The organism is Pasteurella multocida (genome assembly GCF_900187275.1).
GTDB classification, from domain to species: domain Bacteria; phylum Pseudomonadota; class Gammaproteobacteria; order Enterobacterales; family Pasteurellaceae; genus Pasteurella; species Pasteurella multocida.
This window is the reverse complement of record NZ_LT906458.1, coordinates 1351492-1372529: the sequence shown is the minus strand read 5'-3', so window position 1 is coordinate 1372529 and position 21038 is coordinate 1351492. Positions and strand designations below refer to the sequence as shown.

The following is a 21038-nucleotide window of genomic DNA, read 5'->3' as shown; positions in this document are numbered from 1 at the left end:
AATATGTTTTTTGCAACTTGGCAGGATTTTTTCAATATGGGTGGCTACGGTTTTTATGTGTGGCTAGCCTATGGCATCAGCTTGTTAGCGATTGTTGTATTAATTGTACAAAGTGTGAAGGAGAGAAAAGCGATTTTGCGTGATGTACTGCGTGAACAGCAACGCCAAGCACGTTTACAAAAGAATAAAACAAGAGGTGCGCTATGACTCCAAGACGTAAGTCAAGAATGACTGTGATTTTATTTGTATTACTCGGGATTTCTATTGCTTCTGCCTTAGTGCTCTATGCATTACGCCAAAATATTGATTTATTTTATACCCCAACAGAAGTGGTGTATGGTAAGAATGAAGACGCAACTCAGAAACCTAGCGTAGGACAACGTATTCGTGTGGGGGGCATGGTTGTGGCTGGTACAGTAGAACGTGATCCAAAGAGCTTGAAAGTCAAATTTGATCTCAATGATATTGGACCTTCCATCAGTGTGGAATATGAAGGCATTCTGCCTGATTTATTCCGAGAAGGACAAGGGATCGTGGCACAAGGCGTATTAAAAACACCAACCTTACTGGAAGCTACAGAAGTATTAGCTAAACATGATGAAAATTATGTACCACCAGAATTAGATGCACAAATGCAAAAAGTACATAAACCTATGGGGGTCGCTGATTTGAAAGGGGAAAGCGAGCGAGATCGTCAAGAAAAAGCTTACCAGAAAACATCGATGCAAGAAGGTCAAAAATGATCGCTGAATTAGGAAATTATGCTTTAGCGTTAAGTCTTGCCATCGCGATGCTAGTGGCAATTTTTGCCTTGTGGGGCGCAGAAAAAAATCATATACAACTGATGTCGTTAGCGCGCCCCATGACTTATGGGCTCTTTATCAGTTTAACGGTGGCTTTTGTTGCGTTGTTTTACTTGTTTGCGGTGAATGATTTTTCTGTGCAATACATTGTGAATAACTCGAACACGAATTTGCCGTTGCATTATCGTTTATCGGCGGTTTGGGGATCTCACGAAGGTTCTTTGTTACTGTGGATTTGGCTACTCACGTTATGGGGCGCTGCCGTTGCAATGTTTAGTAAGCAATTACCACAAGAAGCCGTGTCGCGCGTGTTGGGCATCATGGGGATCATTAGTATTGGTTTCTTGATTTTTGTGTTATTCACCTCGAATCCATTTGACCGCACCTTTCCGGATTTTCCGGTTGATGGGAAAGAACTCAATCCTTTATTACAGGATGTAGGGTTGATTTTTCACCCACCGCTACTGTATATGGGCTATGTGGGTTTTTCGGTCGCGTTTGCCTTTGCGATTGCTTCATTAATGACTGGAAAACTGGATACTGCTTGGGCAAGATGGTCACGTCCTTGGACGATGGCAGCTTGGGTTTTCTTAACCTTAGGGATCGTGTTAGGTTCTTGGTGGGCGTATTATGAACTCGGTTGGGGCGGTTGGTGGTTCTGGGACCCGGTAGAAAATGCCTCACTCATGCCTTGGATTGCCGGCACTGCATTGTTGCATTCATTAGCAGTCACAGAAAAACGTGGCTCTTTTAAAGCTTGGACAGTGTTATTAGCGATTTTGGCTTTCTCCCTTTGCTTGCTTGGCACCTTCTTGGTGCGTTCGGGGATTTTGGTTTCCGTGCATGCGTTTGCCTCCGATCCTACCCGTGGACTGTATATTCTAGCGTATCTCGTTGTGGTCATTGGTGGATCCTTCGTCCTGTATGCGTATAAAGGCAGCCAAATTCGCTCACGTGAAAATGCCGAACGCTATTCGCGTGAAACTGCATTGTTACTCAATAATATTCTTTTAATGAGTGCACTTTCTGTTGTGTTGCTTGGTACGCTCTTACCACTGGTGCATAAACAATTGGGGTTGGGCACTATTTCAGTCGGCGCGCCGTTTTTTGATCAAATGTTTTTAATCATCATGGTGCCTTTCTCACTTTTATTAGGTGTCGGACCGTTAATAAAATGGCGTCGTGATGAATTTTCAGCGATTCGTAAACCGGTTATCCTGAGCTTAATTGTTATGTTAGTCGCCGGTTTCGCCTTGCCTTATCTCTTACAGGATCAATTGACGGTGAGTGCAGTATTGGGCACGATGATGGCGGTATTTATCGTGTTGTTAAGTGTGTATGAGTTGCAACAACGCGCCACACATCGTTCAGCTTTTTGGTCTGGATTAACGAAACTTTCTCGTTCTCATTGGGGCATGGTGTTGGCACACTTAGGTGTGGCAATGTCTGTGTGGGGGATTGCTTTTAGTCAGAACTACAGTATGGAGCGTGATGTACGTATGAATGTGGGGGATAGCGTACAAATTGCGGATTATCAATTTACTTTCCAAGGCATTACAGAGGCAAATGGACCGAATTATTTGGGGGGCAAAGCACAAGTCGATATTCGTCGTAATGGACAAGTAGAAGCCATCTTATTTGCTGAAAAACGTTTCTATACGGTGAGTAAAATGACCATGACTGAAGCTGCGATTGATTGGGGATTTACACGTGATATTTACGTCGCATTGGGGGAAAACTTAGGACAAGATGCTTGGGCATTACGTTTATATTATAAGCCGTTTATCCGCTGGATTTGGTTCGGTGGTGTCTTTATGGCATTAGGTGGATTACTCTGTATGTTTGATCGTCGTTATCGTTTTGGGAAGTTATTTACTAAGGGGCAGGCATGAACAAAAAATTGTATTTTCCCTTAATTTTATTCTTAATTTTGGTTTTTGCGTTTGCTGTTCAGCTTCTGCGTAACGCGCAAGGTGATGATCCTAAAGCATTAGAATCAGCCTTAATTGGTAAACCTGTTCCGCTGAGAACATTACAGGATTTGTTTGAAGAGAAGCAATATGGCATTGACATTTTTCAGCAAGGTAAACCGATTTTATTAAATGTTTGGGCAACCTGGTGTCCAACCTGCTATGCCGAGCATCAATATTTAAATAAGTTGGCACAACAAGGTGTGACAATTATTGGTATTGATTATAAGGATAAGTCAGCACAGGCGATAAAATGGCTAAAAGATCTGGGTAATCCTTATCAGATTGTTTTAAAAGATGAAAACGGCTCAAATGGTTTAGATTTAGGGGTCTATGGCGCACCAGAAACCTTTGTCATTGACGGACAAGGTATCATTCATTATCGTCATGCGGGGGATTTAAATCAGAAAGTGTGGGATGAGAAAATCCAGCCGATTTATCAAAAATTGGTGGAGAGAAAATAATGAAAAAATTGACCGCACTTTTTTTGTTATGTTTGAGTTTCTCGAGCCTTGCTGCGATTGAAGGAGTGCAGTTTTCTTCCACGCAACAAGAAAAAGATTATCATGCGTTGACACAAGAATTACGTTGCCCACAATGTCAAAACAATAATATTGCCGATTCGAATGCGACGATTGCAGTCGATATGCGGCATAAAGTCTTGGAATTGTTACAAGAAGGCAAATCGAAACAAGATGTTGTCAATTTTATGGTTGAACGCTATGGGCATTTTGTGACTTATGATCCCCCGTTAACCGTTGCCACGGTCTCACTTTGGGTCATTCCCGCGTTATTCGTTATCTTGGGTTTTCGGCTTTTATTTCGTCGCCATACTAAGCAAGTCGTGACCGCGCAGGCGAGTGAACCTCGCTTGAGTGATGAACAAAAACAGCGTTTACAACGTTTATTACAAGAGAAGAAAGAATGAGTTTTTGGTTAAGTGTGATGTTATTCACGTTATTTATCGCCTTCATTTGTTTTTATCCGTTACTTAAATCCAGTACGAACTCGTCTTTAACAAGACAGACTGTGAAACGTGATGAATTAAACAAGGCGTTATATTTTCAACGTTTAGCCGAGATTGAGCGTGATGAAGCACAGGGCTTATTAGAAAATGCCACGCAAGTCAAAACGGAATTGCAACAAACGCTATTAGAAGATATTCCAGAATCGGCACAACAACATGAGAATGAACAGAAAACCTATGGCAAAATCTGGTTTGTGTCGGGTTTGTTGGCATTAAGTATTTTATCGCTGAGTGCTTATTTAAGTGTTGGCGCATGGCAAGCTGAAGCTATGTTGGAAAAAACCTACCAAAAATTACCGCACTTTCACGAACGCTTGAAAGAGGAACAACATCATCCTTTGAATGAGTCAGAATTACAGCAATTTTCTACCGCACTTCGTTTGCATTTACAAAAGCAGCCAAGTGATGCGAAAAGTTGGTGGTTACTGGGGCAAATTGCGATGAATACGAATAAAGGGCAATTAGCACTCGATAGCTATGCTAGAGCGCATCAACTTGAACCTGACAACATTGAATATAAATTATCTTATGCACGAATTCTGATGTTTTCAGAAGATACATCGGATAAAACTAAAGGGGACACGCTGTTAAAAGAAGTCATTCGGAAAGATCATAGTAATCTTGAAGCATTAGGCTTATTGGCGTTTCGTTATTTTGAAATAGAAGACTATAAAATGGCAGCTGTCACTTGGTCGATGATGCTACGTCTTTTACCTGAAGATGATCCACGAGTGACATTAATTGAACGCAGTATTCATTCTGCTCTGGCATCGCAAGAAGCACAAGAAGGGGCAAAGCGTAAGCCAGAGTGAGTAAGCGATCACGAAAATGTCGCGTTATATGCTGATAAAGTCGATAGTGAGTGCCTTCTTTGTTGAAACGGGAGAGGGCGCTATTTATTTTACATTGATTTTAAAATGTGTATAATTAGTCCATCAATTTTAGATGGGGAGTGAAATTACGTTGTCAATCGTAGGCTTTCATCATGTTGCTATCATTGCGTCTGATTATTTAAAATCGAAAGATTTTTATACGACCATTTTAGGTACAGAAATTATTCACGAAACTTATCGATCTGAACGAAATAGCTATAAATTGGATTTACGTTGTCGCGATGGTAGTCAGATTGAATTGTTTTCTTTTCCAGATTCTCCTACGCGTTTAACTTATCCTGAAGCTTGTGGTTTACGTCACTTAGCTTTCCGAGTAGAACAACTTGATCGTTTTATTGATTTTCTACGTGATAAACATATCGAATGTGAACCCGTTAGGGTTGATCCGATAACAGGTAAGCGTTTTACGTTTCTACGGGATCCTGATGATTTGCCTTTAGAACTCTATGAAATGTAAGAGATGAAAATATGCGTTTTAATGTATCGTTCTTATTAAGTCTGTTATTACCAACGTTGGCTTTTGCTGAGTCTTGGTCTATTCGTATTTCTGAGGACGAGGTGAGTCGGACTTATGGTTATCATGACACAGTAGAGAGCGAACACACAATGCCTCTATTGGAAAGCTCTCCTAAGAGCGAGAAAAATACAAAAGTAACTTATGTGAATCGTGATTTTACTCGTCAATTAAATCCTTCTGCAGATGAGCAAGATGCGAAAGCATTAGGAAGCAGTATTGAGTTTGAAGTATTTCAAATTAATGAAACGAAATCTTCGCATACTATTTTTGAGTCTGGTGCAGGCATTTGCCAAGGTTTCCACTCAAGACTAGGTGTGGAAGTGACTGATGCAACAACATATTATGTGATCCCTGTGAATAAAGAGGAATATTACACCAATATTGCAACAGCCACCGTGTTGTCTAATGAAGATTCAAAAAATATGCAGTATGTACCTGTTTTTTATATTCAAAATCCTGAATTAGCGAAAAAAGTGCAGGATGAAGAAAATAAGAAAGGGAAAAATTTAGCAAGTAAAAATATTGAAAATAGAAAAACGATTTTATCCCATGTGATATGTCGTAAAGTCATTTAGGCATAGTTTATTAAGGAAAATCTATGAAAAAATTAATCTTATTATTACCAGCTTTATTTCTTGTGGGTTGTGTCGCACAAAAAAATGTGGAAAGTGCACAAATGGATTTAAAAACATTAGAAGAATATAACCAACGCGTGAAAAGCGGAAATACAGTTGACCCATCGCAAAAGCAGGCGTATTCAAAAGAAGTTGAGCATCAAGCTAACTTAAGTGATACTCAGCCAAAAGTCGTAGAACGTCGTTCTAGATTACACCCAGTGCCGTTGCTTTTCTTACCAACAGTAAGTTATCAATATAGCCGTCATTATATTAAAACAAACTAAACAAAATACGTTTAGTTGACAAGAAAGATCACCTGATAAAGAGGTGGTCTTTTTTTATAGCTTTAAAATTTCTTTTACAAAGGGAATCGTTAATTTACGTTGGGCTTGTAATGATGCTTTATCTAATTTACTTAGTGCTTCAAATAACGTTTTCATATCGCGCTCTAAGCGTTTCAAAAGAAAATTAGCTACTTCATCGGGGAGTTCGATACCACGTTGATGTGCATTTTTTTGCAATACATGGATTTTTTGTTGATCATTTAAGGGGACCAGCTGATAGCTTTCTCCCCAGCGTAAACGTGAAGCTAAGTCAGGTAAACTTACAGGTAATGCAGTTGGGGATTGATTTGCACTGATCACAAGCAGTGTATTTTCAACAGATTTTATGCGATTAAATAAATCAAAAATCGCTAATTCCCATTCAGTATTGCCTATAATTGCCTGTAAATTATCTAAACAAACCAATTGTTGTTGTTCTAAGTTTTCGAGTACCGCCGGTGAGAAATATTGGGATTTTTCTAAGGGCACATAGATAGCGGGGCGCTGTAAAAGGAAAAAATGATGAGTAATGCCTTTTAAGAGGTGACTTTTACCACTGCTTTGCTCGCCCCAAATATAAAAAAATTGTTGTGTTAGACAAGTAAAATTTTTGCGTAGCGAATTGAGCAACAATAAATTATTGTCGGGATAGAAATTATCCAGCGTTTCATCATCGAGTTGATGAATAGGCAAAGGTAATTGGAAATTTTCTAACAAAAAGCAACCTACAAAATCGAAAAAAGGAGAATAAGGATAAACGAAAAATGAAGGGTTAAGCAAGACTTAACCCTTAATTTTCTCTTATCGATTTTCTTCTATTGGGGTGTTTTTGGCTTTGGGTAAGATTAAGTTGAGTAAAATCGCGACAACGGCGCATAAACTAATCCCTTTTAAGGAGACTTCTCCAAAGTTCACAAACATACCACCGATGCCAAACGTCATCACAACGGAAATAATACACAGATTACGCGCTTCTGTTACATCCACTTTACCACGGATCAGTGTACTCATACCGACTACGGCGATAGAGCCAAACACTAACATCATAATGCCACCCATGACAATAGTTGGAATGGTAGAGAGGAAAGCCCCGACTTTACCACAGAAGGAAATCGCAATTGCCCAAACGGCTGCCCATGTCATGATTTTAGGGTTAAAGTTGCGCGTAAGCATGACAGCACCAGTGACTTCAGCATAAGTTGTATTAGGTGGTCCTCCTAAGAATGAGGCGGCACTCGTTGCAATACCATCCCCTAATAAAGTGCGATGTAATCCTGGTTTTTGTAGGAAGTCTTTCCCTGTCACCGAACTGATTGCCATGATCCCACCGACATGCTCAACTGCTGGGGCGATAGCAATCGGTAATAAATAAAGAATAGCTTCTAATTTAAATTCAGGGGTAGTAATTTCTGGCACACTAAACCAAGGTGCATCAATGACAGGTTGGAAATTAATTAAGCCTAAGAATAAGCAGAGGATATAGCCGACGACAATACCAAACATGATAGGAATTAATTTCATCATGCCTTTAGCAAACACCGCAACACCTAACGTTGTCAATAATGTTGCCATCGAAACGAATACGGCATCGTTATATTGATAAGTGCTGTTTTTACCTAATGCCATGTCCACGGCAACAGGGGCAAGTCCCATACCGATGATGATAATAACGGGACCAACAACTACTGGCGGAAAGACTTTTTGTAAAGCACCAGCACCTTTAATTTTGACTAACGTACTGAGGGCAAAATAAACCAGTCCAGTAAACACCAGCCCCCCCATAGTAGTAGCAATGCCCCATGTTGCCACGCCATATTGAATTGGTGCAATAAAAGCAAAGGAAGAGGCTAAGAAAATTGGGACTTGGCGTCCAGTACAAAGTTGGAATAAGAGTGTCCCAATCCCTGCGGTCAATAAGGCAGTATTGGCATTTAAACCCGTAATCAGGGGAACAAGGACTAAAGCACCGAAGGCAACAAAAAGCATTTGTAGCCCAACGAAGGCTTGTTTTGCGTGATTTTGTTCTAGAAGAACAGGGGGATTTTGATTTGTCATGTTAAGTTTCAACTCTCTGTCTGAATTAACTTTTCATTTTATAGTGTTCAAGCTGTTAAGATTGTAAGCGCTATAAATTGAACGGAAAAAAGCGGCATAAGATGCCGCTTGTGTTGGGATTATTTAGTGCCAAAAATTTTATCACCGGCATCACCAAGACCTGGAATAATATAGCCTTGTTCATTTAAGTGACTATCAACTGATGCGGTATATAATTCGATATCAGGGTGCGCAGCTTCTAATGCTTTAATGCCTTCAGGCGCGGCGACTAACACGAGCACTTTAATGTGTTTACAGCCTTTCGCTTTTAGAAGATCGATTGTCGCAATCATAGAGCCGCCGGTGGCAAGCATTGGGTCAACCACAATAGCTAAGCGTTCTTCTAAATCACTGGCGAGTTTTTGGAAATAGGGAACAGGTTCAAGGGTTTCTTCATCACGATACATCCCCACGACGCTAATACGGGCGCTTGGCACATGTTCTAAAACCCCGTCCATCATCCCTAATCCTGCTCGTAAAATAGGAACAACAGTGACTTTTTTCCCTTTAATTTGATCAATTTCGACGGGACCGCACCAACCATCAATGATCACTTTTTCTGTTTCTAAGTCAGCGGTAGCCTCGTATGTTAATAAACTGCCTACTTCTGTTGCTAATTCGCGGAATTTTTTCGTATTAATCTCAGCTGAACGCATTAGACCTAATTTATGTTTGACCAGCGGATGCTGTACTTGGACTAATTTCATGGTAGGCTCCTTTTGGGTGGGTGAAAAATAAAATCATTAAATTTTAAAACATAATCTAAAAAATTGATAGTTAGAGACTTGGCTAATTTTATATTTTTTAAGCATAAAAAAACGGTCTGAAAACAGACCGCACTTTTTTTAAACAATTTATTCTTCCATCGCATACCCTTGTGGGGGCAATTGTTTGCCATCAAGGAAAGCATGTTCACCGATCAACGTTAAACGTTCCTCTACAAACCATTTGACGACTAAAGGATAAATGCGTAACTCTTGCGCTTTGACACGTTGCTCAATGTCTTTAATACGGTCTTCAGCAAAGATAGGCACTTTCGCTTGTAAAATGACGGCACCTGCATCCACCTCTTCATTCACAAAATGGACTGAGGTACCATGTTCGCGCTCACCTGCATCGAGGGCTTGCTGATAAGTATTGAGACCCGGGTATTTAGGGAGAAGCGAAGGATGAATATTGAGAATTTTGCCAGCAAAACGTTGAGTAAACGCAGGACTTAAAATTTTCATATAGCCTGCGAGTACGATCAAATCGGCTTGGACAGATTCAATATAATGACCAATTTGCTCATCCATAGCGCGGTTATTAGCAAAATCTTTGCGTAAAAACACTTTACTTGGAATGGACGCGCTTTGAGCTCGCTCTAAAGCATAAGCTTCCGCTTGATTACTGATGACAGCAACGATTTTACCTGCAATCTGTCCGCTATGACAGGCATCGATTAATGCCTGTAAATTACTGCCATGTCCTGACACTAAAACAACAATTTTTTTCATTAGCGAATAATCACTTGTTCTTCGCCATCAGTGGCGTGTTCAATTTGACCAATGACCCAAGCTTTTTCACCTGTTTGTTTTAATAAGCCAAGTGCCGTATCCACATCTTCTTGTGGTAATGCAATAATCATGCCCACGCCACAGTTGAAGGTACGATACATTTCATGGGTGTCAATATTGCCTTTTTCTTGTAACCATTTGAAGACAGGTTGCCATTCCCAGCTGCTTTCATCGATGACAGCTTTAACATTTTTTGGAAGGACACGTGGAATATTTTCCCAGAAACCACCGCCAGTTAAATGACAAATTGCATGGACATCGGCGTGTTTAATTAATTGTAGAATAGATTTGACATAAATTTTAGTTGATGCAAGCACTTGATCCGCAAGTGGTTTACCTGCGAGTTGTTCTTCTGCTGGATTGATGCCTGCTACCTCAATGACCTTACGAATTAAAGAATAACCATTTGAATGTGGACCACTTGATCCTAAGGCGATTAATACGTCACCTACGCGGACTTTACTGCCATCAATGATCTCTGACTTTTCGACGACACCGACACAAAATCCTGCTAAGTCATAATCACCAGCATGATACATTCCCGGCATTTCAGCGGTTTCTCCCCCTACCAATGCACAGCCAGATTGTTCACAACCGTTAGCAATGCCTCTAATTACACTGGCAGCAACATCCACATCTAATTTACCGGTAGCATAATAATCTAAAAAGAATAACGGTTCTGCGCCTTGTACTACAAGGTCATTAACACACATCGCGACCAAATCAATACCAATACTATCATGACGATTTAAATCAATCGCTAAACGCAGTTTGGTTCCCACACCATCTGTGCCAGAAACTAAAATCGGTTCTTTGTATTTTGTTGGTATCGCACATAAAGCACCAAAACCGCCTAGGCCACCGATGACTTCAGGGCGGGTTGTGCGTTTGACATCGGCTTTGATTTTTTCGACTAAAGCATTACCGGCATTGATATCAACGCCAGCATCTTTGTAACTTAATGATTGTTTGCTCACAATGATTTCCTATAAGTTAGAGAAAATAAATTTAAATCTGCTAAATTGTAGCATGCCTAAGCAAACGTTTGCGATAGTTGTTTAAGAATTTTTACGCGTCAGGTTGTTTTGTCTTTTGCACAATAAAAAGCGATAAAAAGGCTTTTGCTCCTTTGTTTCTCTCGTTAGAATAGTGGGCATCGTATCAATGTGTACTTTTTTATCTCGCAAAGCACTCGCAGGTAGTGTCAAAGGAGTCAGTAATGAAGAAATGGGGATTTATGATGATCAGCATGTTTGGCTTAGTTGCTTGTAACGCGCCTGTGCCTGTCGAGAAACCACAACCACCAGAAATTGTATTGACTTTGCCTACACTCATTGAGTCTGGTTTTGTCAGACTAGAACAAAATCCTAATCAATTTATTGATGCGCAGCGTGTGAAAAAAGATCCTTTAAATCCAAACCAAGTGCATTTTGATGTTGTAGAGAATTTTGAAAAAGCCGTTTATGCTTATCCTGAGCAGCCCGAACGTTATGCGAAATCATTGCGACAAGTGTATTTTGTCAATTGTGAAAGTCATGGTTTAGCCTTAGTCAGCGCGACCTATCATGCAGATTTTTGGGGAAAAGGCGAGGCGTCATCGACCCAAATACAGCATCTTTCTTTAGCAAAACATTATATGCACTCGCCACACAAGATTCTCGGACAAGTCATTTGTAAAGGGATTTATCGAAATTAATAGGCATTCACGGAGAATTAATGAAACAGTGTCCCCTTGATGAGGGGACATTTTTTATTGCTTTTAGTTATATTATTTTATCCCCTCTCTTTTCTTTTTTATGTAGCATTGTTATCAAATAACTCTAAATGGGTATCTTTTTCGTTTCTCACCAAAATTGTTACCTAAACGCCTTTCTTATTTGGGTTTTAAGGCTTTTTTCTACTTATTTAGAGGTATTTTATATGCTACACATTTCCATTTTTGATTGCTTTCTGAATGAAATTTTGATCAAGCGCAAAAAAGTGCGAAATACCTCAGCAAAAAGTATGGTTATTTGCTATTTTTCGACATTAAGGAACTCTCTTTTTATCAGCTAGCTAGTTGTTTTTAATGATAAAAATTATCATTTAGGATGATGAGCAGGTCTGGTCGTTTTTTTTATTCATTTTATATAGGCAAAGTGATTTAAAGTTTAAATCTATGAATGGAGTGATTATCGTGAACACATTGAAAAAACGCTTATTCGTTGCAACGACAATGATCTGGGGACTCTCAGTGACATTGCCCGTTCTAGCGGAATATAAACCGATTGAACAACCGGTTGAGCCAGCAAATCCAAGTTTAAAAATTGAATCGCGTAACGATTTGTTCAAAGAAAAATATCCAAAGCAATATCAAACTTGGGCGGATACCTCAAAATCGACGGATCTTGATTCGGTTAACTATGAAGATCCTCGCGTGATTGTACTATGGGCAGGCTATGCGTTTGCCAAAGATTATAAAAAACCACGTGGACACTTCTACGCGGTAACCGATGTGAGAGAAATTTTACGTACAGCAGCGCCTATGACGCCTGATGCGGGTCCAATGCCAATGGCATGTTGGTCTTGTAAAAGTCCCGATGTGCCTCGCTTAATTGCTGAGCGCGGTGAAGCGGGTTATTTTGGGGCAACATGGGCAAGTGGTGGTTCAGAAGTCGTGAACCCGATTGGCTGCGCAGATTGTCATGACACCACCTCAAAAGACTTTGCGGAAGGCAAACCTGCCTTACGTATTGCGCGTCCTTACGTGTTACGTGCCTTAGAAAAAATTGATCATAAATTTGATACCTCAGACCGGACAGATCAGCGTGCTGCATTGTGTGCAAACTGTCATGTGGAATACTATTTCGCGGGTGATTTAAAACAAGTGACGTTTCCATGGGATAACGGTATCACCGTGGACGCCATGGAGAAATATTACGATGACATCGGTTTTGTGGATTGGACACATGCTGTTTCGAAAGCACCAATGTTAAAAGCACAACACCCTGATTATGAAACCTGGATGCTCGGTGTGCATGGTAAAAATGGAGTGACTTGTATTGACTGCCATATGCCAAAAGTACAGGGCGCAGACGGTAAAGTCTATACTGACCATCAAATCGGTAACCCTTTTAATGCCTTTGAACACACTTGTGCAAACTGCCATGACCAAAGCAAAGAAAAATTACAAGCAATGGTCAAATCACGTAAAACCGAAATTAAAGATGTGATGTTACGTCTTGAAGATCAATTGGTTGCCGCACACTTTGAAGCGAAAGCAGCTTGGGAAGCCGGCGCGACCAAAGAAGAAATGAAAGAGGCATTGCAAGATATCCGTCATGCGCAATGGCGTTGGGATTATGCAGCAGCAGGACATGGTGGACATATTCATGCACCAGATGTGTTGTTGAAAGTGATTGGGACAGGCTTGGATAAATCCGCTGATGCCAGAACTAAATTAGTGCGTGTCTTAGCCAAACATGGCATTACCGATCCTGTGCAATTGCCAGATATTTCAACGGCAGAAAATGCGTGGAAAGCGACAGGCGTGGATATTGAAAAAGAACGTAAGGCAAAAGCCGAATTCCTCAAAACTGTTGTTCCTCAATGGGATAAAGAAGCCCGTGAAAAAGGCTTACTTCCTGCGGAGAAATAAACAGAAACTTTGTCAAAAATGACCGCACTTTGAGGTTATGACGATCAGTGCGGTGCGTTTAACACTACATTTTGAGGTAATAAACATGCGCTTACATTCCCTAATCAAACAAGGAATCGCTATCACGGCAGGATTGATTGCGTTTAGTGTGGCGACTTTCGCGCAGGCAGAGAAAGCCAACAGTAACGAAGTCAGTCAATTAATGTATGAGCCACAATTGGAACATCAACGTGATCCGAACCAATATTGTGCGAAATGCCATAAATTAGAAGCTAATGATAGCCAATCTGGTGGGGTGTTCCATTTTGGAAAATTCCACGGAACTCATTTATCGGAAAAAAATCCGAATACCGGTAAACCGATTACCTGCGTGAACTGTCATGGCAATATTTCTGAAGATCACCGCCGTGGTGTGAAAGATGTGATGCGTTTCCATGGCAATATTTTCAGCGATGAAAAACCAATGTTCACCGTAGAGGAACAAAATCAGGTTTGCTTTGCGTGTCACCAACCGAAAAAATTACGCGAAACACTTTGGGCGCATGATGTACATGCCATGAAGTTACCTTGTGCAAGTTGCCATACTTTGCATCCCGCACAAGATAAAATGTCAGGTATTGCGAAGAAAGACCAAGTGAAACTTTGCGTGGATTGTCACGGTGAACAACAAAAACGTAAGGCAAATTTACAACCACCGCATATTTATGCTCCGCAACAAAAGGATAAACAATGACAGCTTGCTCACGCCGAAACTTTGTTTCCGGCATGGGAGCGTTAATCCTCATGACGGGAACATCAATAAAATCAGTGGGACAGAACGCAAGCGAGGCGAAAAAAACAATTCGTTATGCGATGTTACACGATGAAACCGCTTGTATCGGTTGTACTGCTTGTATGGATGCGTGTCGTGAAACCAACCAGGTCCCAGAAGGGGTTTCTCGTTTGGAGATTATCCGTAGTGAGCCTTATGGTGAGTTTCCAAACGCAGAATATGAATTTTTCCGCCATTCTTGTCAGCATTGTCACAATGCACCTTGTGTGCATGTTTGTCCAACAGGGGCGTCTTTTGTTGACAAAGAAACAGGTATTGTCGATGTGCACAAAGATCTTTGTGTCGGTTGCCAATATTGTATTGCTGTCTGCCCATATCGTGTTCGATTTATTCACCCCGTGTATAAATCAGCCGATAAATGTAACTTCTGTCGCGATACCAATTTAGCTAACGGCAAATTACCGGCTTGTGTGGAATCTTGCCCAACCAATGCGTTGACCTTTGGGGATCTGAATGATCCTGACAGTGCCATTTCACAAAAAGTCAAATCGCAGCAAGTGTATCGGACGAAGGTGGAATTAGGCACCGATCCACAGCTGTATCATGTACCAGCTAAAAGAGGGGAGCTAAGACGATGAACAGTCCATTTCATTTCCCGTCTTTAGTATGGGATCATACCATCGCCGTTTATTTGTTCTTATTGGGGATCTCTGCCGGTGCAACCATGTTAGCCGTTTTGTTAAAACGCGCAGGGCTAGCTGGCGCAGAACCGTCAAACAATCATGTGATACGTTGTACGGCATTTTTGGCGCCATTAAGTCTGATTATTGGCTTGGTGATTTTGATTTTCCATTTAACTAAGCCATGGACCTTTTGGTACTTGATGTTTAATTACAGTACCACCTCTATTATGTCGATGGGGGTTATGCTATTCCAAGTATATATGGCATTTTTACTGGTCTGGCTAGCGATTATTTTCCATCAGCTTGTGGCAACTTTAATTGAGCAATATGCCAAACCGTTACGATTTGTGAATAAATTGATTGCCTTTGCTACCAAATTCACTGGGTTAATTGAAATTATTTTGATAATTCTCTCTGTGTTATTGGGCGCCTATACGGGCTTCTTATTATCGGCTTTGATTAGCTACCCAATGTTGAATAACCCGGTGTTACCAATTTTATTCTTGGCCTCAGGGACATCGTCAGGTATTGTGGCATTAATTTTCTGTACCTTGCTCTTTACTAAAGAAGACCCTCATTCACCTGCGTTAGGCTTCTTACATAAATTTGAATTGCCGGTAGTGTTGATGGAAATCTTTTTACTTGCTGCCTTCTTTATTGGCTTGTATTTAGGGGGCGGTCAAAAAACGGTGGCATTTGAGGCCGCACTTTTAGGTGGATTCTGGGCAAATGTCTTCTGGATTGGGGTAGTTGGTATTGGTTTAGTCTTGCCATTACTCCTCAATGGCATAGCCACTCCGCAGTTAAAACATCGCAAAGGCTTTATGCTACTGGTGGCTTGCTTAGGCTTAATTGGCGTGTTATGTTTGCGTTTCTTTATCCTCTATGCAGGACAAATGACGCTAGCATAAATGCTTCATTTTATGAGAAGGCGAACCTAAGTTCGCCTTTTTGATACAGCTTTTCAGATTTGTTTATATTCACTATGATCCCAGAACTTGGTTTTTTGGCTTTACTGATCGCTTCTTTGTGTGCGTTCTTGCTTGCGCTAGTGCCACAAGTCGGCATTTTTTTGCGTAAGCCGTATATGATTGGTACTGCGTGGAATTTGAGTTATCTCTTTGGGATATTTACTTGTATAGCGTTATTCTGCCTTGCCTATGCCTTTGCGCTCGATGATTTTTCTGTGCAATATGTGGCACATCATTCTAATTCACAACTGCCAATTTTCTTTAAAGTGTCTGCTACTTGGGGTGGACATGAAGGGTCGATGCTATTTTGGTTGTTTGCTTTAGCACTCTGGTTGATTCTCTTTGCGTTTTCCAGTCGTCATAAAGATCCGATTATTTGTGCGCGAGCACTTTCAGTGCTTGGGCTCATTTGTTTTGGTTTTTGTCTCTTTATTTTATTTTTATCAAATCCATTTGAACGCAGTTTTCCACAAGCATTTGAAGGGCGTGATTTAAATCCGATGTTGCAAGATGTGGGGCTGATTTTTCACCCACCTTTATTGTATTTGGGCTATGTGGGCTTTGCAGTCAATTTTGCTATTACCATTTCTGCTTTAGTGAGTGGGCATTTAGATGCCGCCGTGGCTCGCATGATGCGCCCTTGGGTTTTGCTATCTTGGTTATTTTTAACTTTAGGGATTGTGTTAGGGTCTTGGTGGGCGTATTACGAACTAGGCTGGGGCGGCTGGTGGTTTTGGGATCCGGTCGAGAACGCCTCATTGATGCCTTGGTTATTAGGTTTGGCACTATTACATAGTCTATCTATCACAGAACAGCGTGGCATTTTTAGTTACTGGACGCTGCTATTTTCACTTTTGGCATTTTCTTTCAGTTTACTGGGTACCTTCATCGTGCGCTCGGGCGTCTTAACTTCTGTGCACGCGTTTGCAGTAGATGGCGATCGGGGAATTGCCTTACTGATTTTATTCTTTTTATTGACTGTGAGTGCATTCACTTTATTTGCATTAAAGGTTAACTTGCCACAAAGTGCGGTACGTTTCCGTTTAATTTCGAAGGAAAATGCTCTGTTGCTTCTCAATATTTTATTGACGATTGCCACGGTCAGTGTCTTTTTAGGCACTTTTTATCCGATTGTCTTTACCGCATTACAATGGGGATCTATTTCAGTCGGCGCGCCGTATTTTAATACAATTTTTCTGCCACTGTTTGTGATGGCAATGCTTGCTATGATTTTGGTGTTGTCTTTACGTTGGAAAACACTGAATAAAAAACCGTTTATTCAACGTACGTTATTGTTATTTCCCGCGCTTATATTGGCTTATGGATTAATCCGTTATTATGTAGATCATAACCAAGGGTTGCCTTTCAATTTCAGCGCTTATGGCTTGTTAAGCTTGTCGATTTGGTTAATTCTGGCGACGTTATGGCTCCCATGGACGCAGCTGAAACTGAAACAGCTCGCCATGGTGATCGCGCATTTAGGTGTAGCGATAACGGCAATTGGGGCGATCATGAGTAGCTATTACAGCAGTGAGATTGGCGTGCGCTTGGCACCGCAACAACGCCAAAAACTCGGTGATTACGAGTTTCACTATCAGGGTTTTCAGCATGTGTTAGGTCCGAATTACACCAGTGAAAAAGCCCATTTTGTGGTGACAAAGCAAAACCAAGCTTATACTGAGATTTACCCAGAACGCCGTTATTATGATGTGCGTACTATGAACATGAGCGAAGTTGGGATTGATTGGGGGTGGCTTGGTGATGTCTATATTGTAATGGGCGATAAATTGGGACAAGGCGAATTTACTTTCCGCTTGCAATATAAACCTTTTATCCGTTGGTTATGGTTTGGCGGGCTTTTAATGGCACTCGGTGCCTTGCTTGCCATATTTTCCTTGCGCAATAGCAATAAACTAAAACCACGTCGTCAGTCAGATTGAATGAACAGGTGAGAGTATGAGTATGCTACATCAGCAAAAAAGAAAAAATCACTTTGTATTTTTACCGCTTGTGATCCTGTTAGCCGTATGCGCTTTATTATTCATCGGATTACAGCAGGATCCGCAGAAAATCGCTTCTGCCTTAATTGGTAAGCCTGTACCGACGTTTTCGCAAGCCGATCTTTTGCGCACAGAAAGACGTGTGACTCAGCAGGATTTACCTCAACAGACCTTTTTACTCAATGTGTGGGGCAGTTGGTGTGCATATTGTAAAAAAGAGCATCCTTTTTTAATGCAATTAGCCAAATCGATGCCGATTGTGGGCTTAAATTACCGTGATAACCCCCAAAATGCGTTGGCAATGTTGAATCAACTAGGTAATCCTTTTCAGCTTGTCATCAATGACAGTCGCGGGGAATTAGCACTGAATTTAGGGGTAGATGGCGCCCCTGAGACCTATTTGATCGATCAATACGGTGTGATTCGTTATCGTTACTCAGGTCCATTAACGCCAGAGGTGTGGCAAGAAATGTTTATCCCAGAATGGCAAAAATTGGAGGCTGAAAATGCCAAAGTGCGGTAAGTTTTTACTGAGTTTTGTCTTTGTGATCAGTGTCTTTGCGCGGGCGGATATGGTGGATACTTACTCATTTAACAGCCCTGAAGAACGGGTTCGTGCAGTGGCGTTAGCAAAGGCGCTGCGTTGTCCACAATGCCAAAATCAAAACTTGGTCGAATCCAATTCGCCAATTGCCTATGATTTGCGCATTGAGGTGTACAACATGGTGAACGAAGGAAAAAACAATCAACAAATTATCGACGCGATGACGGCACGTTTTGGTAATTTTGTGTTATATAAGCCCCCGTTTCAGTGGACAACCCTGTTGTTGTGGCTTTCGCCAATCTTTTTAACTGTGTTAGCGTTTGGTCTCATGTGGCGCTATGCTAAAAAGCGTGAAAAACCGCAGCACACTACCGCGTTAGATCCGGCACAACAAGCGAAATTAACGCAATTACTTAAACAAACGGAGCACACAGGAAACAAAAAATGATGGGATGGGGATTAGCACTATTTGGGTTATTGATTGTGGTGTTCCTGATGTTACCTTTGGCAAAATGGCAAGCATGGCAGACACACTATCGCCAACAACAAAATGTGGCACTTTATCGTGCACAAGTAGCAAGACAATCTGATCCCGAATTGGCGAAAGAGTTAGGGCAACGCTTACTAGAAGATGAAAAATTTTTCCAAAATAGACCGCACTTTGAGCAACAGTCAGGTGAAAAAAGTGAGCGCTTTTCGTTTAAATTTCATCTGTTTTTAATTGTCTTATTGTTGACTGTTCCAACGCTGTATTATTTTTCTTTGCCACGTTATGCTGCCGTCGAAGTCGGTGAGCAAGCCTTTTTAGCGCAACAAATGCAGTTAATGGAACAAGCTGTCTCACAGCAACACGAGGATAAAATCACGCAACTTCAGCAAAAATTACGTCAAGATCCTAATCATGCAGAAAATTGGTTATTGCTTGGGCAAGCTTATCTGGACAATGCCGAAGTAGAGCACGCCTTAATTGCCTATGGCAATGCCCAACAATTATTAGGTGACAAACCGGCTATTCTTGGTGCGATAGCAACGGCGTATTATTATCAAGCTGGACAAAAAATGACAGCTAAAGTGGATGCACTATTAACGCAAGCCTTAACGGCTGATCCTTTTGAAACAGCGAGCTTGTCTTTGATTGCTACAGATGCTTTTGTACAAGGAAATTATCAGAAAGCCGCACAAACCTGGCAAAAAATGTTAGACTCCGACCGACCGAATGTCGAACGTCGCCTACTGATTCAGCGAATACAAATGGCGCAATTTAGACAGCAATCCAATTAAATAACTTGAAATCAGGTGGGGGGGAACCATGCCTGATTTTATTTAACCGCAATACGGTGATCAAACAAGCTTATGAACAACTATTCTGATGTAATTATTCTCGGTGCGGGTGCAGCGGGATTATTTTGTGCAAGCCAAGCCGCCAAGTTAGGCAAACAAGTCACCTTACTCGATAATGGCAAAAAGATTGGACGAAAAATTTTGATGTCAGGTGGTGGATTTTGTAATTTCACGAATTTAGAAGTGACGCCACAACATTATCTTTCGCAGAATCCTCATTTTGTTAAATCGGCTTTAGCCCGATATACCCAGTGGGATTTTATTGCCATGGTGGCAAGCTATGGTATTGCCTATCATGAAAAAGAATTAGGTCAACTCTTCACCGATGAAGGCGCCGAAAAAATCGTGGATATGCTGGCGACAGAATGTGCCAACTATCAGGTAAATATTCAGTTACGCCAACAAGTGAGCGACATCCGCCAACTGAACCAAGCAGATGCTGAACAAGGAAGAAAAGGGCGTTTTGCATTACTTGCTAATGGAACAACTTGGTATTGCGATGCTTTAGTGATTGCGACAGGAGGGCTGTCTATGCCGGGCTTAGGGGCAACACCTTTTGGCTATCAAGTGGCAGAGCAATTTGGGATTAAGGTTTTGCCACCAAGAGCCAGCTTAGTGCCTTTTACTTGGCGTGAAGCAGATAAAGTGTATACCACCCTCTCTGGCGTGGCGTTACCGATAGTTGTTACGGCAAACTGTGGCAAATCCTTTAGCAATCAAATGTTGTTTACTCACCGTGGTATTTCTGGTCCTGCTATTTTGCAAATTTCTAACTATTGGCAACCGAACGAATCCGTGGAGATTAATTTATTGCCTCAAGATATTGCGGAATTTTTGCAGCAATTACGTACCACTTCACCTAAATTACAGCTTAAAAATGCATTAGCAAGAGTCTTGCCTAAAAAATTAGTCGAAGTTTGGAGCGAACAACAACTCATTCAAGACGAGCCGATTGCACAACTCAGCAAAGTCCGTTTACAGCAATTAAGCGATTTGATCCATCATTGGCAATTTTTACCGAATGGGACGGAAGGTTATCGTACTGCGGAAGTCACTATGGGGGGGGTGGATACCCGTGCTGTTTCGTCGAAAACCATGGAAGCACAAAGCGTAAAAGGCTTGTATTTTATTGGTGAAGTGCTCGATGTCACTGGCTGGTTAGGCGGTTATAATTTTCAATGGGCATGGAGTTCGGCTTATGCTTGTGCTATGGCATTAGTTGACGACAACTGATTTTACTTCTTCATAAGCTGAGTAAAGCGCCTTTTACGCAAGAAAATATTTCACGTT

At 41.2% G+C, this 21038-nt stretch carries 24 protein-coding genes; 19 read left to right on the top strand and 5 right to left on the bottom strand.

What is annotated here, in order from left to right:
- Positions 1-3: 3 nt before the first annotated feature.
- The 9 genes from ccmD to CKV69_RS06230 all read left to right on the top strand — a co-directional run bounded on the left by ccmD (position 4) and on the right by CKV69_RS06230 (position 6111).
- Positions 4-207 carry a heme exporter protein CcmD gene (gene ccmD / locus CKV69_RS06270; RefSeq protein WP_005721265.1) on the top strand — a complete coding sequence of 68 codons (204 nt, stop codon included), beginning with the start codon at positions 4-6 and terminating at the stop codon, positions 205-207.
- A complete protein-coding gene (ccmE, locus tag CKV69_RS06265; protein ID WP_010906429.1) occupies positions 204-743 on the top strand; it encodes a cytochrome c maturation protein CcmE in 540 nt (179 codons plus the stop codon). The genes ccmD and ccmE overlap by 4 nt, the downstream gene beginning before the upstream one ends.
- Entirely contained in the window at positions 740-2695 is a 1956-nt protein-coding gene (locus CKV69_RS06260) for a heme lyase CcmF/NrfE family subunit (protein WP_014326340.1), read from the top strand. The genes ccmE and CKV69_RS06260 overlap by 4 nt, the downstream gene beginning before the upstream one ends.
- Complete coding sequence (locus CKV69_RS06255) at positions 2692-3237, top strand: DsbE family thiol:disulfide interchange protein (RefSeq protein WP_014326339.1); 546 nt, start codon at positions 2692-2694, stop codon at positions 3235-3237. Before CKV69_RS06260 ends, CKV69_RS06255 begins: the two co-directional genes overlap by 4 nt.
- A complete protein-coding gene (locus CKV69_RS06250; RefSeq protein ID WP_005722251.1) occupies positions 3237-3701 on the top strand; it encodes a cytochrome c-type biogenesis protein in 465 nt (154 codons plus the stop codon). Before CKV69_RS06255 ends, CKV69_RS06250 begins: the two co-directional genes overlap by 1 nt.
- Positions 3698-4612, top strand: a complete 915-nt coding sequence (gene ccmI / locus CKV69_RS06245; protein WP_014326338.1) for a c-type cytochrome biogenesis protein CcmI — start codon at positions 3698-3700, stop codon at positions 4610-4612. The genes CKV69_RS06250 and ccmI overlap by 4 nt, the downstream gene beginning before the upstream one ends.
- A gap of 133 nt (positions 4613-4745) precedes the next feature.
- Positions 4746-5150 (top strand): SMU1112c/YaeR family gloxylase I-like metalloprotein, encoded by a 405-nt coding sequence (gene gloA2, locus CKV69_RS06240; RefSeq protein ID WP_005753269.1) that lies wholly within the window; start codon positions 4746-4748, stop codon positions 5148-5150.
- A gap of 11 nt (positions 5151-5161) precedes the next feature.
- Positions 5162-5785 carry a hypothetical protein gene (locus CKV69_RS06235; RefSeq protein WP_005722258.1) on the top strand — a complete coding sequence of 208 codons (624 nt, stop codon included), beginning with the start codon at positions 5162-5164 and terminating at the stop codon, positions 5783-5785.
- A gap of 23 nt (positions 5786-5808) precedes the next feature.
- Complete coding sequence (locus CKV69_RS06230) at positions 5809-6111, top strand: hypothetical protein (protein WP_005721346.1); 303 nt, start codon at positions 5809-5811, stop codon at positions 6109-6111.
- 54 nt (positions 6112-6165) lie between these two features.
- Here the strand turns inward: CKV69_RS06230 and hda are convergent, their stop codons facing one another.
- From hda to purM, 5 genes are all read right to left on the bottom strand, one after another.
- A complete protein-coding gene (gene hda, locus CKV69_RS06225) occupies positions 6166-6867 on the bottom strand; it encodes a DnaA inactivator Hda (RefSeq protein WP_005755788.1) in 702 nt (233 codons plus the stop codon).
- Positions 6868-6951: 84 nt separating this feature from the next.
- On the bottom strand, positions 6952-8205 hold the full coding sequence (locus CKV69_RS06220; protein WP_005722262.1) for a nucleobase:cation symporter-2 family protein: 1254 nt from the start codon (positions 8203-8205) through the stop codon (positions 6952-6954).
- Between the two features lie 119 nt (positions 8206-8324).
- Complete coding sequence (upp, locus tag CKV69_RS06215; RefSeq protein WP_005721349.1) at positions 8325-8951, bottom strand: uracil phosphoribosyltransferase; 627 nt, start codon at positions 8949-8951, stop codon at positions 8325-8327.
- Positions 8952-9098: 147 nt separating this feature from the next.
- Positions 9099-9740: a phosphoribosylglycinamide formyltransferase gene (gene purN, locus CKV69_RS06210; protein WP_014326337.1), complete on the bottom strand. Its 642-nt coding sequence runs from the start codon at positions 9738-9740 to the stop codon at positions 9099-9101.
- Complete coding sequence (purM, locus tag CKV69_RS06205; RefSeq protein ID WP_038641900.1) at positions 9740-10777, bottom strand: phosphoribosylformylglycinamidine cyclo-ligase; 1038 nt, start codon at positions 10775-10777, stop codon at positions 9740-9742. The genes purN and purM overlap by 1 nt, the downstream gene beginning before the upstream one ends.
- 242 nt (positions 10778-11019) lie before the next feature.
- On the opposite strand from purM, the gene CKV69_RS06200 reads away from it, so the two are divergent.
- The 10 genes from CKV69_RS06200 to CKV69_RS06155 all read left to right on the top strand — a co-directional run bounded on the left by CKV69_RS06200 (position 11020) and on the right by CKV69_RS06155 (position 20981).
- Entirely contained in the window at positions 11020-11496 is a 477-nt protein-coding gene (locus CKV69_RS06200; protein ID WP_005751011.1) for a surface-adhesin E family protein, read from the top strand.
- 462 nt (positions 11497-11958) lie between these two features.
- Positions 11959-13437, top strand: a complete 1479-nt coding sequence (gene nrfA / locus CKV69_RS06195; protein WP_016570054.1) for an ammonia-forming nitrite reductase cytochrome c552 subunit — start codon at positions 11959-11961, stop codon at positions 13435-13437.
- Between the two features lie 85 nt (positions 13438-13522).
- A complete protein-coding gene (gene nrfB / locus CKV69_RS06190) occupies positions 13523-14170 on the top strand; it encodes a cytochrome c nitrite reductase pentaheme subunit (protein WP_005721359.1) in 648 nt (215 codons plus the stop codon).
- Positions 14167-14847, top strand: a complete 681-nt coding sequence (gene nrfC / locus CKV69_RS06185) for a cytochrome c nitrite reductase Fe-S protein (protein ID WP_005721361.1) — start codon at positions 14167-14169, stop codon at positions 14845-14847. Before nrfB ends, nrfC begins: the two co-directional genes overlap by 4 nt.
- Positions 14844-15803, top strand: a complete 960-nt coding sequence (gene nrfD / locus CKV69_RS06180) for a cytochrome c nitrite reductase subunit NrfD (protein WP_014326335.1) — start codon at positions 14844-14846, stop codon at positions 15801-15803. Before nrfC ends, nrfD begins: the two co-directional genes overlap by 4 nt.
- Before the next feature lie 74 nt (positions 15804-15877).
- Entirely contained in the window at positions 15878-17803 is a 1926-nt protein-coding gene (gene nrfE / locus CKV69_RS06175) for a heme lyase NrfEFG subunit NrfE (protein WP_014326334.1), read from the top strand.
- A gap of 16 nt (positions 17804-17819) precedes the next feature.
- Positions 17820-18386: a DsbE family thiol:disulfide interchange protein gene (locus CKV69_RS06170; RefSeq protein WP_005721368.1), complete on the top strand. Its 567-nt coding sequence runs from the start codon at positions 17820-17822 to the stop codon at positions 18384-18386.
- Positions 18370-18855 (top strand): heme lyase NrfEFG subunit NrfF, encoded by a 486-nt coding sequence (gene nrfF / locus CKV69_RS06165; protein ID WP_014326333.1) that lies wholly within the window; start codon positions 18370-18372, stop codon positions 18853-18855. The genes CKV69_RS06170 and nrfF overlap by 17 nt, the downstream gene beginning before the upstream one ends.
- Positions 18852-19688: a tetratricopeptide repeat protein gene (locus tag CKV69_RS06160; RefSeq protein ID WP_014326332.1), complete on the top strand. Its 837-nt coding sequence runs from the start codon at positions 18852-18854 to the stop codon at positions 19686-19688. Before nrfF ends, CKV69_RS06160 begins: the two co-directional genes overlap by 4 nt.
- Positions 19689-19760: 72 nt before the next feature.
- On the top strand, positions 19761-20981 hold the full coding sequence (locus CKV69_RS06155; protein ID WP_014326331.1) for a BaiN/RdsA family NAD(P)/FAD-dependent oxidoreductase: 1221 nt from the start codon (positions 19761-19763) through the stop codon (positions 20979-20981).
- The last annotated feature ends 57 nt before the right edge of the window (positions 20982-21038 follow it).

Coding starts and splice junctions, on each gene's coding strand:
- gloA2 (WP_005753269.1), top strand. CDS start 4,746: ATGGGGAGTGAAATTACGTTGTCAATCGTAGGCTTTCATCATGTTGCT.
- CKV69_RS06200 (WP_005751011.1), top strand. CDS start 11,020: ATGAAGAAATGGGGATTTATGATGATCAGCATGTTTGGCTTAGTTGCT.
- CKV69_RS06250 (WP_005722251.1), top strand. CDS start 3,237: ATGAAAAAATTGACCGCACTTTTTTTGTTATGTTTGAGTTTCTCGAGC.
- CKV69_RS06260 (WP_014326340.1), top strand. CDS start 740: ATGATCGCTGAATTAGGAAATTATGCTTTAGCGTTAAGTCTTGCCATC.
- CKV69_RS06170 (WP_005721368.1), top strand. CDS start 17,820: ATGAGTATGCTACATCAGCAAAAAAGAAAAAATCACTTTGTATTTTTA.
- ccmD (WP_005721265.1), top strand. CDS start 4: ATGTTTTTTGCAACTTGGCAGGATTTTTTCAATATGGGTGGCTACGGT.
- nrfA (WP_016570054.1), top strand. CDS start 11,959: ATGAATGGAGTGATTATCGTGAACACATTGAAAAAACGCTTATTCGTT.
- ccmI (WP_014326338.1), top strand. CDS start 3,698: ATGAGTTTTTGGTTAAGTGTGATGTTATTCACGTTATTTATCGCCTTC.
- CKV69_RS06220 (WP_005722262.1), bottom strand. CDS start 8,205: ATGACAAATCAAAATCCCCCTGTTCTTCTAGAACAAAATCACGCAAAA.
- CKV69_RS06230 (WP_005721346.1), top strand. CDS start 5,809: ATGAAAAAATTAATCTTATTATTACCAGCTTTATTTCTTGTGGGTTGT.
- nrfF (WP_014326333.1), top strand. CDS start 18,370: ATGCCAAAGTGCGGTAAGTTTTTACTGAGTTTTGTCTTTGTGATCAGT.
- nrfE (WP_014326334.1), top strand. CDS start 15,878: ATGATCCCAGAACTTGGTTTTTTGGCTTTACTGATCGCTTCTTTGTGT.
- nrfD (WP_014326335.1), top strand. CDS start 14,844: ATGAACAGTCCATTTCATTTCCCGTCTTTAGTATGGGATCATACCATC.
- nrfB (WP_005721359.1), top strand. CDS start 13,523: ATGCGCTTACATTCCCTAATCAAACAAGGAATCGCTATCACGGCAGGA.
- CKV69_RS06155 (WP_014326331.1), top strand. CDS start 19,761: ATGAACAACTATTCTGATGTAATTATTCTCGGTGCGGGTGCAGCGGGA.
- purN (WP_014326337.1), bottom strand. CDS start 9,740: ATGAAAAAAATTGTTGTTTTAGTGTCAGGACATGGCAGTAATTTACAG.
- CKV69_RS06255 (WP_014326339.1), top strand. CDS start 2,692: ATGAACAAAAAATTGTATTTTCCCTTAATTTTATTCTTAATTTTGGTT.
- nrfC (WP_005721361.1), top strand. CDS start 14,167: ATGACAGCTTGCTCACGCCGAAACTTTGTTTCCGGCATGGGAGCGTTA.
- CKV69_RS06160 (WP_014326332.1), top strand. CDS start 18,852: ATGATGGGATGGGGATTAGCACTATTTGGGTTATTGATTGTGGTGTTC.
- CKV69_RS06235 (WP_005722258.1), top strand. CDS start 5,162: ATGCGTTTTAATGTATCGTTCTTATTAAGTCTGTTATTACCAACGTTG.
- ccmE (WP_010906429.1), top strand. CDS start 204: ATGACTCCAAGACGTAAGTCAAGAATGACTGTGATTTTATTTGTATTA.
- upp (WP_005721349.1), bottom strand. CDS start 8,951: ATGAAATTAGTCCAAGTACAGCATCCGCTGGTCAAACATAAATTAGGT.